This is a genomic window from Parvularcula marina (genome assembly GCF_003399445.1).
In the GTDB taxonomy this organism is placed as follows: Bacteria; Pseudomonadota; Alphaproteobacteria; order Caulobacterales; family Parvularculaceae; genus Parvularcula; species Parvularcula marina.
Genome location: NZ_QUQO01000001.1, coordinates 150208 through 163878 on the forward strand (window position 1 = coordinate 150208; position 13671 = coordinate 163878).

The window sequence follows — 13671 nt, forward strand, 5'->3', positions numbered from 1 at the left end:
TGGGCTTACCTCTCCCTAGGACAAGGGAGAGGTCGAAACCCGCTTGGCGGGTTTCGGGTGAGGGTATGATGCCGTTGCGCACTAGCCCACGAACCCCTCACCCTGTCCCTCTCCCCGTTCCCGGGGAGAGGGAACGGCAGCCCCGACAACCATGCCAGAGCTTTTGCTTCCGTCCGTCGTCCAAACCTGCTTGAACGCGCTTTTTTCGGGCCTCGGCCCGGCCATCAGGTGAATGACCATGCGTGACGGGGGCCGTATCGCGGCAGCCATCGAGATTCTGGACGACTTCGAGACGCGCCGCGTGCCGCTCAAGGTCTGTATCGCCGACTGGTCGCGCGGTGCGCGTTATGCCGGTGCGAAAGACCGTGCCTTCATCTCCGGCCTTGCGCTCGATGTCCTTCGCCGCAAGGGCAGCCTGCTGGCGGCGGGCGGGAACTTACGCGGTGCCGTTGCGCTCGCCCTTCATCACATGTGGGGCTGGCCCAAAGAACGGATCATCGAGGCGTATGCGGAGGAACCGCACGGCCCCGGCGCTTTGTCCGAAGCCCGCAAGGCCGTCCTTGAGGAACCGCCATTCTCGCCCGAGACCAATTTCCGTGACGTCCCCGACTTCACGCGGGAACTGCTGGAACGAGTGACTCCTGATCTTTCCGCGGAGATAGCGGCAGCCAGCCAACGCGCGCCCATCGACCTTCGCGTCAACACGCTCAAATCCGATACCGACCGCGCGCTCAAAGCGCTCTCACCGGAAAAAGCGGTGCTCTCGGCCCGGTCTTTCACGGGTCTGCGCATCCCGGCGCCGTCTGCGGAATCCCGTGGCCCCGCCATCGATATCCACCCCGCCTATCAGAAGGGTTGGGTCGAGGTGCAGGATGAGGGCTCTCAGCTTGCTGCGCTTGCTGCAGGCAGTGTCGAGGGCGCGCAGGTGCTCGATTACTGCGCCGGGGGCGGGGGCAAGACGCTCGCCCTTGCGGCGCTGATGAAGAATTACGGCCAGATCCACGCCTATGACATCGAAGCGCGTCGCCTGGCGCCGATCTTCGACCGTGCTCGCCGTGCCGGGGTGCGCAACCTTCAGGTCATCAGCCCCTTCGAAGGCGAGGAGAAGCTCACCGCGCTCAAGGGCAAGATGGATGTCGTTTTCGTCGATGCGCCATGCTCGGGTTCGGGCACTTGGCGGCGAAAACCCGACACAAAATGGCGGCTTTCCCGGCCTCAGCTCGAAAAACGCATGGAAGAACAGGACCAGGTGCTCACCGCTGCGGCCGAATATGTGAAGCCGGGCGGGCAGCTCATCTATGTCACCTGTTCGCTCTTTGTGGAGGAAAACGAAGACCGGATCGCGGCATTCTGGCAACAGAATCAGCAATTTATGGTCTCATCCGCACGTGATGCCATGATTGAGACGGGGCTCGTCAACGGCCTCGAAACCCTGCCGAAAAGCGGGATAGAGGGCACGTTGCGGCTGTCGCCCGCCACAACCGGAACGGATGGTTTCGCAATTACCCGCCTGACGCGCACAAAGTGAGTCGGCCAAGGGGTTGGAATGGTAATGAATCGGGGCTAAATAAGACCTCGTAGACGAACAGGGTGTTCGCTAACGCTTCCCCGCTGACATCAAATGTGTATCGAGCTTCGGCTCAATATTCGGCTGCCAGCCTCGTGTTCGTCTCAAGCCTGACAGTATTGCGGATGTGACGGGCGCGGCCCAGCCGTCCCGGTCAGCGCAAACACAAAGGGACCCAGCGCCTTCGGGCGTTTTCAGCGTGTAAATCGGGGGGTGGCTCCAGACGCGCTTCAATGAAAGAGCATGTGAACGACGCTTATGGCGCAGAATTCCAAACGCGGACGCAATAACAACCGTCGCCGTCAGGGGGGGAACAACAACCCCAACCGGTCGCTTGATTCCACCGGACCCGACGTCAAGATTCGCGGCACCGCCGCACAGATTTTTGAGAAATATCAAGCCCTTGCTCGTGACGCCGCATCCTCTGGCGACCGCATCCGGGCTGAAAGCCTGCTCCAGCACGCCGAGCACTATTATCGCATGATGAAAGCCATGCAGGCGGCGAATGAGAAGCAGCAGGAAGAGCGTCAGGCCGCCTCGAATGAGCGCGATGACGATAGCACTGACAGCTCAGACGACGACACGACTTCACAGGAAGCCCCCAAGAAATCTGCTGCCAAGGCAAAAGCCACCACGGAAAAGGAAGCCGACGAGGCGTCCTCCGATGACAGCGAGGCAGCTGCCAGCGACGAAGAGGAAAGCCGTCCGCGCCGTCCGCGTCGCCGCCGTACCCGCCGGACTGCGGAAGATGAGGCCGAGGGCGCATCTGACGATGACAAGCGGTCCGACGCCGATGAATCCGTGACCGCCGCCTGATCATTCTCCTTGCCGTTAGGGACACATCGCCCCTATTTGGACGGCGTCAAGATTGAATAGGGAGTGTGGTTATGAATTTCGAAGGCAGCCTTTTCGACCTCAAAGGCAAGAACGCGATCGTCACTGGCGCCTCGCGCGGCATTGGCGAGGCGATTGCACGCCGTCTGGCTCAGCATGGCGCCAATGTCGTCATCTCCAGCCGCAAACTCGATTCCTGCGAAGTCGTCGCGAACAGCATCAATGAAGCAGAAGGGCGCGAAGCCGCTGTCGCCATTGCCTGCAACATCTCCCACCGGGAATCGCTCGACCAACTCGTTGCCGAGACCAATGAAAAGCTTGGGCCGGTCGATATCCTCATCTGCAATGCTGCGGTGAACCCGGCCTTTGGTCCGTCCAAAGACATTACCGAAGAGCAGATCGACAAGATCTTCAATTGCAACATCAAGGCGAACCACTTCCTCTCGCATCTCTGCCTGCCGCAGATGGTGGAGCGGGGCGGCGGGGCCATTGTCATCATCTCCTCGATTGCGGCCTTCCTTGGCTCACCAGGTATCGGCATGTACGGCGTCTCAAAAGCGGCCGACCTTGCTCATGCCCGTAACCTCGCGGTCGAGTATGGAAAGAACAATGTACGGATCAACTGCATCGCGCCCGGCATTGTGAAAACCTATTTTGCCGAAGCCCTCTGGAAAGATCCCAAGATCGAGGCGGCGGTGACCCAGACCATTCCCATGAAACGCTTTGGCGAACCCGATGAAATCGCGGGCGCGGCTGTCTTCCTTTCGTCCGATGCGGGACGTTGGATGAACGGCCAGTGCATTACGATTGACGGGGGCACCACCATTTCGACTGCCGGCCTTTAACGGCCTGCCACTGGACCTTATGCGCACGGACGAGTTCGATTACGATCTGCCAGAAGAGTTGATTGCCCTCGAACCGTCCGATGCGCGCGACGGCTCGCGGCTGCTCCATCTGCCTGCGTCCGGGCCAGTCCATCACCGCCAATTCCGCGATCTGCTAGCGCTTTTCGGCGAAGACGATGTCCTCGTCCTAAATGATACGCGGGTCTTTCCGGCGGCGCTCAAAGCCATCCGCAAGGCGCGCGAAGTCGGTGGCGGCGGCGATGTCACCATCGACATCAACCTTCATAAATTCATCCGTGAAGAGAATGGTGAGACCATCTGGCGGGCCTTTGTCCGCCCGGCAAAGCGCCTTGCCGTGAGCGATGAGCTTTTTATGCCGGCCGGGCTGACGGCGCGCGTGATTACGCGCGAGGGGCCGGAGGCGGATCTTGCCTTCCCCGGCAGCCGCGATGAGGTGCTGGCCCGGCTCGATGAGGCAGGGGAGATGCCCCTGCCGCCCTATATCGCCCGTAAACGTGCGGCGGGCACGCCGGATCGTGAGCGCTACCAGACGGTTTTTGCTGAAAAGACAGGCTCGGTTGCCGCACCGACGGCGGGCCTTCATTTCACGGATGAATTGCTCAGCCAACTCGAGGCGAGAGGCACGCAGATCGTCCGCGTGACACTCCATGTCGGAGCAGGCACCTTCCTGCCGGTCAGCGCCGAGAATATCGAAGATCATCAGATGCATTCTGAATGGGGCGAGGTCAGCGAAGCTGCCGCAGTCGCCCTCAATGCCGCCATGGCTTCCGGCAAGCGCATTACTTGTGTCGGAACGACCGCCATGCGGCTGGTCGAGAGCGCTTCGAGCGGCCCTCGCGAAATTGCGCCTTTCTCGGATGAAACCGACATTTTCATCACGCCGGGCTATGCCTTCAGGATTGCCGACCGGCTGATCACCAATTTCCATTTGCCCAAATCAACCCTGCTGATGCTTGTCAGTGCCTTCTCCGGCAAATCCCGTATCCTTGCCGCCTATGAGGAAGCGATCGCCGAGCGCTATCGGTTTTTCTCCTATGGCGATGCCTGCCTTCTGGAACGAACGACATGAGCGAATTTATTTTCAACCTTCAGAAGACGGACGGTCAAGCCCGTCGCGGCGAGATCACGACCCCGCGCGGCAAAATCCAGACCCCTGCTTTCATGCCGGTCGGCACGGCGGGCACGGTGAAGGCCATGCAGACCCGCGATGTGAAAGCGACCGGTGCCGACATCATTCTTGGCAACACTTATCATTTGATGCTGCGGCCCACAGCGGAGCGCGTGGCGCGGCTAGGCGGCCTTCATCATTTCATGCAGTGGGACGGGCCGATCCTGACTGATTCTGGCGGGTTTCAGGTCATGTCCCTCTCAAAACTCCGTAAGCTGACCGAAGAGGGGGTCTCATTCCAGAGCCACATTGACGGCTCGCGGCACATGCTGACACCTGAACGCTCGATTGAGATCCAGTGCCTTCTTGGCGCGGATATCCAGATGCAGCTTGATGAGTGCCCGCCTTTTCCGATTACGGAAGAGGCGTCGCGGGAGAGCCTAGAGCTGTCGATCCGCTGGGCGAAACGCTCGAAAGACGCTTTCGAGAAATTGTCAAAACCCGGTCAGGCGCTGTTCGGTATCGTGCAGGGCTCGGTTTTTGAGGACCAGCGCAAGCGCTCGGCGGAGGGGCTGATGGAAATCGGTTTTCCCGGCTATTCGGTCGGCGGGCTCGCGGTCGGCGAGGGGCAGGAGCAGATGTTCCGTGTGCTCGATTTTACGACCCCCGTCCTGCCAAAGGATCGCCCGCGCTATCTCATGGGGGTCGGCAAACCGCCCGATCTTGTCGGTGCGGTTGAGCGAGGCATCGACATGTTCGACTGCGTCATGCCGACGCGCTCGGGCCGCCACGGTCAGGCCTTCACCTGGGACGGGCCGATCAATATCAAAAATGCCGCTTACGTCGATGACGGGACCCCACTTGATGCGGATCTCGACTGCCCGGCGAGCCGGGACTATTCGAAGGCCTATATCAACCATTTATTCCGTGCTGGCGAATATCTCGCCGCGACGCTCCTGAGCTGGCATAACCTTGCCTTCTATCAGGAGCTTATGGCCCGTATGCGGACGGCTATTGAAGAAGACCGCTTCGCCGCTTTTGCGGCTGAGTTCCGGGCGCGTTACTCTGCTGGTGCTGCGTCGGAAGGCTGACGTTCCGCCTTCATCGCCATCAGCTTCTTGTGCAGCTTCTGCGGATCGAGCGCGAAGACAAAGCCGAAGCTCACGCAATCATCCTTGTTGATCATCGCGTGATGGACCTTATGGGCCTGCACAACGCGCTTGAAATATCCCTTTTTGGGCACCGGCTTCCACGGATAGCGCTGATGGATCAGCCCGTCATGAAAGACGGTGTAAACGATCCCGTAAATCAGGATGCCGAGTGCCACATAAAAAAGTGGCGTGACCCAGAATGTGCCGATCAGGAACAGCGTCATCGACAGAATGCTGAACACCACCGCATAAAGATCATTCTTCTCGAAGAGATTGTCATGCGGCTCGTGATGGTCCTTGTGCCACGCCCAACCCCAGCCATGCATGACATATTTATGCGCCCACCACGCAACGCCCTCCATGCCGATGGCCGTGCCAAGGGTGAGGGCGATCTTATGCCAGAGGACGAGTTCCATCTTTTACAGATAGGTCACGTTGCGTGCCGCGTCCACAGATTGGGCCGGGGCGGCAGACGAAGGAAGAACATGGATTTCGACCCTGCGCCCTGCAGGCAGCCAAGCCCGGCCAGCGCCACTTTACGGCGCCGGGACGTCCGGGCACGGACATCCCATGCTTCGGTGCCGCGTTTTCTGACCACCCGGCCGATATCGCGATAGACCCCGCGCGCGGCGGCCACGGCGAAGCCTGCGCGGATCGGCAGGCGCCGGACGCCGGGTCCAGATGACTGGTAATAACGGTCAGCCTCAGCCAGCACCTGCAGTGCGACATCCCAGACCGCTTCGCGGTTCTGCCTATCGAGCAGCGCCTCGGGCGTGGCCGGCACGCCGCGCGCGCGCAGCCAGTCCCCGGGCAGATAGACCCGGCCGACCTCCGCATCATCGATGATATCGCGGCAGATATTGGTGAGCTGGAAGGCAATCCCGAGATCCGCCGCGCGGTTGAGCGTGTCCTCATCATCGGGCTTCACGCCCATGATGATCGCCATCATCACGCCGACGACGCCGGCCACGTGATAGCAATATTCGAGCGTGTCCTCGAGCGTGTCATAGCGGCGGCCCTGCACATCCATCTCAAAGCCGCGCAACAGGTCGAGCGGATGTTCGTCCGGCATGTCGGTTGCCTCAACGACAGTGCGCAACGCTTCGAACTGGACGGCCTCAACCTCGCCGCCCTGCATCGCGGCCAGTGTATTGCGCCTCAGATAATCGAGATCGGATTGCTGGGGGATGTGCGGTGTGCCGCTCGGCGTCTCCTCGGCAAAGCCGAGATTCTGCCCGTCGATGACGTCATCGCAATAGCGGCACCACGCATAGAGCATATGCGCATAGCGCTTCATGTTCGGCCGGAAGAGCAGGGAGGCGAGCGCGAAACTCTTTGATCCTTTGGCAATGGTCTCCCGTGACATCTCTGCGATGTCGAGCCCCTTGCCCATGTGTTCGGCCCTGGCCATGCCCTTACGCTGCCTCTGTCTCCGCCCTTTTCGGCGCTTCCACGCGCGCAGGTGGCGCAAAATCCTCGATCATCAGACCGGCCGTCGCCTTGGCTGAGCCGATGACACCGGGGATGCCCGCTCCCGGATGCGTACCTGCCCCGACAAAATACATATTTTCGAGCTTATCGTCACGGTTGTGCATGCGGAAATAAGCAGACTGGGTCAGGACCGGCTCAAGGCTGAAGGCGGAGCCCGCATGGGCGTTGAGTTCGGTGACGAAATCTTCCGGCGTGAACATGTGACTGACGACGAGATTTTCCTTCAGCCCCGGCAGGTAGCGCTCATCGAGATAGTCGAAAATCCGGTCTCGGTATTCGGGACCGGTCACGCGCCAGTCGATGCCAGCCTTCTCAAGGTTCGGCACCGGCGAGAGGACATAAAAGCCATCGCACCCGTCAGGCGCCAAGGCAGGATCGGTCGCCGTTGGGCGATGCAGATAGAGCGAGAAATCAGCCGGCAGGCGAGGGCCGGAGAAAATCTCGGCGATCAGCTCGCGATAGCGCGGTCCGAACAGGATCGAGTGATGCGCAATCTCAGGGTACTGCTTTTTGACACCGAAATAGGCAACGAACAGCGAGTTGGAGAAGCGTTTGGATTTAAGCGATTTGGCTGCCTGCTGCCCGCGTGGGGTTGCGCCAAGAAGCTTCTCATAGGTGTGGACGATGTCGGCATTGGAGGCGACGGTGTCGAAGGTCTTTGTCCAGCCTGACTTCGTCGTCACGCGATTGACCTTGTTGCCTTCCGTGGCAATCTCCGTGGCCGGATCACCAAGACGGATCTCCCCGCCAAGATCGGTGAAGAGCTTGCCAAGCCCCTGGATGAGGGCGCCCGTCCCGCCGCGCGGGAACCACACGCCCCATTTGCGCTCCAACGCATGGATCAGGGCGTAGATCGACGAGGTCTTGTGCGGATCACCGCCAACAAGAAGGGTGTGAAAGCTGAAGGCCTGCCGCAGATGTTCATCTTTCACGAAATCGGCTACCCGTCCGTAGACGGTGCGAAAGGCCTGTAGCGTGGTTAGCTGCGGGGCGGCCTTCACCATGGACCAGAAATTCAGGAATGGCACCGCGCCGAGCTTACGGTAGCCTTCCTCAAATACGGCCTCGGAATATTTGTAGAATTTCTTGTACCCTTCAACATCGGCTGGGCTCATCTGCCGGATCTGGTCGAGAAGGGCGTCCTCTTCCTTGCAATAGTCGAAAGATTTGCCGTCTTCCCAATGCAGCCGATAGAGCGGGTCGACCTCGATTAGCTCGACATAGTCTGAGAGTTTCCGGCCTGCGGCTTCGAAGATTTCCTCAATACAGGAGGGATCGGTGACGACGGTGGGACCTGCGTCAAAAGTGAAGCCCTCCATCTCATAGACGTAGGCTCGGCCGCCAAGCTTCTCGCGGCCCTCGAGCAGGGTCACATCGAACCCCGCCGCCTGCAGCCGGCAGGCAAGCCCGAGGCCACCGAATCCGCCGCCAATCACCGCTGCTGTCGGCCGTGCTGTCATGTTCTTGCCTGCTCCCTGACGCATATCGCCGCGCAGTAACGGGGTTTCTGCCGTGAATGGCAAGTGAACAGCGCGGTACGGGGCAATTTGGCGCGGGCTGCCGAGAATGCGTTAGAACTGGCTCATGAAGCGCGCCGGAAAATGATCAATTCGCGGCATATTGAATGGATAATGTTCAGATGCCGCTTTAGGGTATTGCTACCGGCAACAAGTCCCGAGCCACTGTGTTCGTCCAAAGAAATTGTCACTCTTCTCAATGGACTAGAGAGCGGCAGGATAGAAATGAATTCATGAGCCTACAAAAGTACGATCAGATTTCATCGGGTAAGCCACTTATTCGAGGGGCTCCGCTTTCAGGAGCTGAAGGCAAATACTCCACCCTAACAGTGCCGACCAGCCGCAGGCTCTGTCTGGTTCAGACATTCGGATCGTATTTCAGCTTTTCGCTTTTTCTGGGTCTGGCGCTCGGGATCGCGTTTGGCGGCGGATGGTACTACGCGCCCGCGGCCATCATGATGATCCTTGTGCCGCTGCTCGATGCGATCTCCAGTAACGACACGGCAGAATTCGAACAGAGTGATTTTCAGAAGTGGCAGATCCGGGCGATGAAATTCTCGCCCATGGCCTTCACGCTGATTTATATCCTGGCACTGAACTATATCGCCGCGACATTCACGTCCCTGACACTCCTCGAGAAAGTCCTCGTCACCTTTTCAATGGGCCTGATCGGCTCGGTGGCTTTCTCGGCAATCCACGAGATCATCCACAAGAACGGCTTCTGGGAGAAGGCGATCGGGCGCGCAGGGCTCGGCTTTCTCTGCTATCCGCATTTCGAGGTCGAGCATCTTTACAGCCACCACATCATTGCCGCGACGGACAAGGACGGCAGTACAGGGTGGAAAGAAGAAAACATCTATCAGCACCTGATCCGGGCGATCCCGACGGCATTTGTGACGTCCCTCCCGCATGACCGGAATAAACACATCCCCAAGCTCTTCCTTCTGTCGGGCATCATCGCTGTCTCATACGGGCTGTTTTTCGGGGTCGGTGCTGTCGTCTATTTCTTCGTCCAGGCCTTCATTGCCATCTGTGTGCTGCATATTCTTACCTTCGCGCAGCATTTCGGTGCAAAGCGTGACCGGTTGGAGAATGGCAAATATTCCCGCATGACGGCCGCTCATTCATGGAACGCCTATCAACGCTTCTCGAATTATCTCACCTTCGGTGTGCAGCGGCATGCGGACCATCACCGCTCGGCGATGAAGCCGTTTTATCTGCTGAAGGTCGATGAAGAGGCGCCGCAGCTACCCTTCGGATATCCGATGATGATCACGATCGCGCTCATTCCGCCTTTGTGGAGTTCGCTGATGCACGCCCGCCTCGACGCGCATCTGGCCGCGCAACGGGCTGCGGCCAAGGCGTAACAAAGGGGTGGGGCGGACATCTCCACGCACATCCATCCGCCCGCTCATCCCCGCGCAAGCGGGGATCTGCCTCTAATGTGCCGATCTCACAATTCTGAAGCGCCCAAAGATAAACCCAACCCGCTGCACCTGAAGACCAGATGCCCGCCTACGCGGGCATGAACAGATAGACCGAGACCCCGCGCGCCTAACCCCCTGCCTTCTGGACATCTTCGCCAACCGCGCCGATAAGCGGGCCGTTCAAGAACACAAAGCCTTCCGGGACCCTCCATGGACTTCCTCAAACGCATCTTCATCTGGTGGCACAACAACACGCTCGGCGCGGCTTGGACCATGTCCAAGGCCAAGGCGAAGAAGGTCGGCGAGGACGAACAAGGCAACCGCTATTTCGAAGAGGGCGGCAAGCCGTCCCACCCCGATGGGCAGGGCCGCCGCCGCCGCTGGGTCGCCTATCACGGCCATGCCGAAGGCTCCCGCGTGCCGCCTGAATGGCATGCCTGGCTGCACCACATCACCGACCTGCCGCCCAGCGAAGAACCGCTGCCGATGCAGAAATTCGTGACGCCTTATCTGCCGAACATGACCGGCACGCCGCTCGCCTATCGGCCCAAAGGGTCATTGGCGCGGGCCGCAGACGGCGTTAATGTGGACGACACGTATGAAGCGTGGAGCCCTGAAAACGCCTAAAAGCGGTGTCAGACAGGGTCTCGCATTCGAGACGGCGTCCTTTTTGGTACGGGCGGTAATGAACGGGGAATGGGCATGATCCGCGTATTGGCACTTCTGACAGCGTGCGCAGCGCTCGGTTTCCCCGCGCTTGCCGCACAGGACGACCCCGCCCCCGAAGGCACCGAGAGCCAAGAACCGCAAGGTCTTCGCTCGCTTCAAGATAGCCTCGATTTGTCACTTGGCGATGAAGTCGAGATGGGCTGGACGTCGATCCCGCGCCCGTTGCCCGAAGAGGGCGATGCCCCACTGACTGAGCTTGAGCGTCTCTCGAAATCCCGGAGCGGGGTGACCTTTGGGCTCGACCTCTATAACTCCCGCGCGGACAATCCACTGCAAGCCGTTTCGGTGACTTTGCGCGCGCTCGATAAGATCACGGCGACCTATAAGGACATCGAGATCCCGATCGGCGAGGAGGCGGTCTTCGGACCTTTGACCTTGCTGCCGCGCACCTGTGACAAGCGCCCTCCTGAAGAGACGCCAGAGACGACAGTATTCCTCGAGGTCTATGCCGGGGAGAATGACGTCACACTGCAACGCGCACGGACGGCCCGGAATGGCGAGGCCGATGCGCCGGCAGAAGAAGAGACGATGCGGTCATCTTCAATCGTTCTGCCGGGGGAAGATACAGAAACTGCTGGTGATGACATTCAGGGCGACGCGCTTTTCCGCGGCTGGATGTTCGCTTCATCACCGTCGCTCAATGCGATTGAGCACCCGGTCTATGACGTCTGGGTGATTGACTGCAAAATGGTCGATCCGGGCATCTGAGAAGGCATGGCGTGAAAGTCCGCCTGCCGCTCAACAGCAGCCGTTAGTAGATACTGATAGCCCTGCGCGGCAACCTCGACTGTTCCGAACTGCGTAAGATGATCATTCTGGAACTGGGCATCGAGCAGCCGGTAGCCGCCGATTCTGAGCCGCGCGACGAGATGAACCAGCGCCACCTTGCTGGCGTCACTTTCGGTTGAGAACATGCTCTCGCCAAAGAACGCGCCGCCGATGGAAACCCCATAAAGCCCGCCGACGAGACATCCATTGCGCCAGGCCTCGACCGAATGCGCCTTTCCCATCTCGAAAAGCTGCGTATACGCATCGAGGATTTGCCCGTTGATCCATGTATCCTCCCGATGCGACTGCGGCATGGCACAGCCCTCCATCACCGAGCGGAAAGCCGTGTCGATGCGGACCTCGAACCGGCCCTGCCGGACGACTTTCTTGAGAGAGCGCGGGATATGGAAATCATCAAGCGGGATCACTCCGCGCACATCGGGCCGTACCCAGAAGACTTCGCGCGAGAAACGATCCTCGGCCATTGGGAAATAGCCGATGCGGTATGCCTGAAGGAGGAGGTCCGTGGTCAGGCGGCTGGGTGGATGCGGCTTTGACATCGGCACCTACTATGCCGCGATTTTTTAGTGACGTCAGTCGCATTTTTCTAATGCTGCAATTGCGGGTGGCGGAAACGGGGTAAGCCGACTAGTCTAGACGCTGTAAAGATAATTTGAGGGAGGCCCAGATGCCCGCCGCAACCAGTTACGATATGTCCGGCATGACCTGTTTCATGTCCGGCGCGACTTCCGGGATCAATGAGCAGATCGCCCGCCGCTTCGCGCAGGCCGGTGCAAAGATTTTCGTTGTCAGCCGCTCGCCGGAAAAGGTGGAGGCCACGATTGAGATGCTGCGTGGCGAAGGTGCCGAGGCGGATGGCTGCCCAGTCGATGCGCGCTCCTGGCCAGATGTGGAGGCGGCGGTGAATAAATGCGCCGACACTTTCGGAGAGATCGACATGGTGCTGGCCGGGCAGGCGGGGAACTTCCCCGCAGGGGCCGCCCAGATGTCGGCCAATGCCTTCAAGACGGTGATCGATATTGACCTTCTGGGTACGTTCAATGTTTTCCGCGCAGCCATCCATCGCTGCAAACGCCCGGGCGCCAGCTTCATTGCGATCTCCGCGCCGCAGGGTAAGGATCCGTGGCTCTACCAGTCGCATGTCTGTGCCGCGAAGGCAGGCGTGAACATGCTGGTGAAATGCTGTGCGCTTGAATGGGGGATCGAAGGCGTCCGCGTGAATGCGATCTCGCCGGGGCCGATTGACGGCACCGAGGGCATGGCACGGCTCGCCCCGACCGATCAGGCCCGGCACGAAGCCGAGCAGGCACTCGCCCTCAAACGCTTTGGCAGTCGTGACGATATCGCCGAGGCCGCGCTGTGGCTCTGCTCGGAAGGCGCAGGCTATGTCACGGGGACGATCCTTGAGGTCGAGGGCGGTACGACGGTGGGCGATGCGTCAAAGGCGCTCAGGATCTGATCCCTCCGGGTCCTCTTCCTCCGTCTCGGCGATGTCTTCATCCTGAAGCGCCGAGGCGATGAGGCCTGTCGGTACGGCGACAAGCCCAAGCCCGACCAGGAGGACAACGCCGGTGAACATCCGGCCGACGGCTGTGATCGGGTAAATATCGCCATAGCCGACCGTGGTCAGGGTCGCGACGGCCCACCACATGGAAGCCGGGATGGAGGAGAAAACCTCCGGCTGCGCTTCATTCTCGAAGGCATAAATCCCGACCGAGGCGACGAAAAAGACGAGGGCGGAGAGAATGGCGAAGGCGACAAACTCATAGCGCACTTTCTCAAGTGCCCGGCGCAGGCGCTGCAATGCCGCAGATGTCCGGTAGAGCTTCAGCAGCCGGACGAGCCGCAACAGCCGAAGCGCGCGTAAGGCTTTCAGATCCGTGCCGCCGATGAAGAGAGAAGGGATGATGGCGATGAAATCGACAATCCCCCAGAAGCTGAAAATATACTGCAAGCGATTGCGGGCATTATAGATCCGCATCGCATATTCAGCCGCAAAGCCGATGCCGAAGACCATGTCTGTCATCATCAGACCATGGCGCACATTCTCGGGCAGGCTCTGCATGGTACCGATACTCATCACCACCATGGAGGCGATGATGAAGCCCTGGCTGATCCGCTCGAATACAGGATGGCCGGGCGTCCAGAGCCCTGTCTCCTTGAACATCGGATTGTGAAGCGGATTGGGCATC

The 13671-nt window shown here is 59.9% G+C and carries 14 protein-coding genes; 9 read left to right on the forward strand and 5 right to left on the reverse strand.

The window, feature by feature from the left end; all coding sequences use genetic code 11:
• Positions 1 to 232: 232 nt before the first annotated feature.
• The 5 genes from DX908_RS00715 (at position 233) to tgt (ending at position 5466) form a co-directional block, all read left to right on the forward strand.
• Complete coding sequence (locus DX908_RS00715; protein ID WP_199564541.1) at positions 233 to 1528, forward strand: RsmB/NOP family class I SAM-dependent RNA methyltransferase; 1296 nt, start codon at positions 233 to 235, stop codon at positions 1526 to 1528.
• 297 nt (positions 1529 to 1825) lie between these two features.
• Positions 1826 to 2383 carry a DUF4167 domain-containing protein gene (locus tag DX908_RS00720; protein WP_116390562.1) on the forward strand — a complete coding sequence of 186 codons (558 nt, stop codon included), beginning with the start codon at positions 1826 to 1828 and terminating at the stop codon, positions 2381 to 2383.
• Between the two features lie 71 nt (positions 2384 to 2454).
• Entirely contained in the window at positions 2455 to 3246 is a 792-nt protein-coding gene (locus DX908_RS00725; RefSeq protein WP_116390563.1) for an SDR family NAD(P)-dependent oxidoreductase, read from the forward strand.
• A gap of 19 nt (positions 3247 to 3265) precedes the next feature.
• On the forward strand, positions 3266 to 4336 hold the full coding sequence (queA, locus tag DX908_RS00730; RefSeq protein WP_116390564.1) for a tRNA preQ1(34) S-adenosylmethionine ribosyltransferase-isomerase QueA: 1071 nt from the start codon (positions 3266 to 3268) through the stop codon (positions 4334 to 4336).
• A complete protein-coding gene (gene tgt, locus DX908_RS00735) occupies positions 4333 to 5466 on the forward strand; it encodes a tRNA guanosine(34) transglycosylase Tgt (protein ID WP_116390565.1) in 1134 nt (377 codons plus the stop codon). The genes queA and tgt overlap by 4 nt, the downstream gene beginning before the upstream one ends.
• Here the strand turns inward: tgt and DX908_RS00740 are convergent.
• From DX908_RS00740 to DX908_RS00750, 3 genes are read right to left on the reverse strand one after another with little or no spacing between them, the layout of a single operon-like run.
• Positions 5436 to 5942 (reverse strand): sterol desaturase family protein, encoded by a 507-nt coding sequence (locus DX908_RS00740; protein ID WP_116390566.1) that lies wholly within the window; start codon positions 5940 to 5942, stop codon positions 5436 to 5438. The two genes, tgt and DX908_RS00740, sit on opposite strands and share 31 nt — an antisense overlap.
• A gap of 14 nt (positions 5943 to 5956) precedes the next feature.
• Positions 5957 to 6937, reverse strand: coding sequence for a phytoene/squalene synthase family protein (locus DX908_RS00745; RefSeq protein ID WP_116390567.1), 981 nt, complete (start codon positions 6935 to 6937; stop codon positions 5957 to 5959).
• A 4-nt stretch (positions 6938 to 6941) separates the two neighbouring features.
• Positions 6942 to 8477 carry a phytoene desaturase gene (locus DX908_RS00750; RefSeq protein ID WP_116392926.1) on the reverse strand — a complete coding sequence of 512 codons (1536 nt, stop codon included), beginning with the start codon at positions 8475 to 8477 and terminating at the stop codon, positions 6942 to 6944.
• Between the two features lie 386 nt (positions 8478 to 8863).
• On the opposite strand from DX908_RS00750, the gene DX908_RS00755 reads away from it, so the two are divergent.
• The 3 genes from DX908_RS00755 to DX908_RS00765 all read left to right on the forward strand — a co-directional run bounded on the left by DX908_RS00755 (position 8864) and on the right by DX908_RS00765 (position 11398).
• Positions 8864 to 9901, forward strand: a complete 1038-nt coding sequence (locus DX908_RS00755) for a fatty acid desaturase (protein WP_158548389.1) — start codon at positions 8864 to 8866, stop codon at positions 9899 to 9901.
• Between the two features lie 270 nt (positions 9902 to 10171).
• Positions 10172 to 10588, forward strand: a complete 417-nt coding sequence (locus tag DX908_RS00760) for an NADH:ubiquinone oxidoreductase subunit NDUFA12 (RefSeq protein ID WP_116390569.1) — start codon at positions 10172 to 10174, stop codon at positions 10586 to 10588.
• 75 nt (positions 10589 to 10663) lie between these two features.
• Positions 10664 to 11398, forward strand: coding sequence for a DUF2155 domain-containing protein (locus DX908_RS00765; RefSeq protein WP_147303681.1), 735 nt, complete (start codon positions 10664 to 10666; stop codon positions 11396 to 11398).
• Here the strand turns inward: DX908_RS00765 and aat are convergent.
• Positions 11350 to 12018 carry a leucyl/phenylalanyl-tRNA--protein transferase gene (gene aat / locus DX908_RS00770; protein ID WP_116390571.1) on the reverse strand — a complete coding sequence of 223 codons (669 nt, stop codon included), beginning with the start codon at positions 12016 to 12018 and terminating at the stop codon, positions 11350 to 11352. The genes DX908_RS00765 and aat overlap by 49 nt on opposite strands.
• Positions 12019 to 12146: 128 nt before the next feature.
• Between aat and DX908_RS00775 the strand changes: the two genes are divergently transcribed.
• Positions 12147 to 12938, forward strand: coding sequence for an SDR family oxidoreductase (locus DX908_RS00775; protein WP_116390572.1), 792 nt, complete (start codon positions 12147 to 12149; stop codon positions 12936 to 12938).
• Here DX908_RS00775 and DX908_RS00780 read toward each other — a convergent pair.
• Complete coding sequence (locus DX908_RS00780) at positions 12918 to 13670, reverse strand: ion transporter (protein WP_116390573.1); 753 nt, start codon at positions 13668 to 13670, stop codon at positions 12918 to 12920. The two genes, DX908_RS00775 and DX908_RS00780, sit on opposite strands and share 21 nt — an antisense overlap.
• Position 13671: the final 1 nt, after the last annotated feature.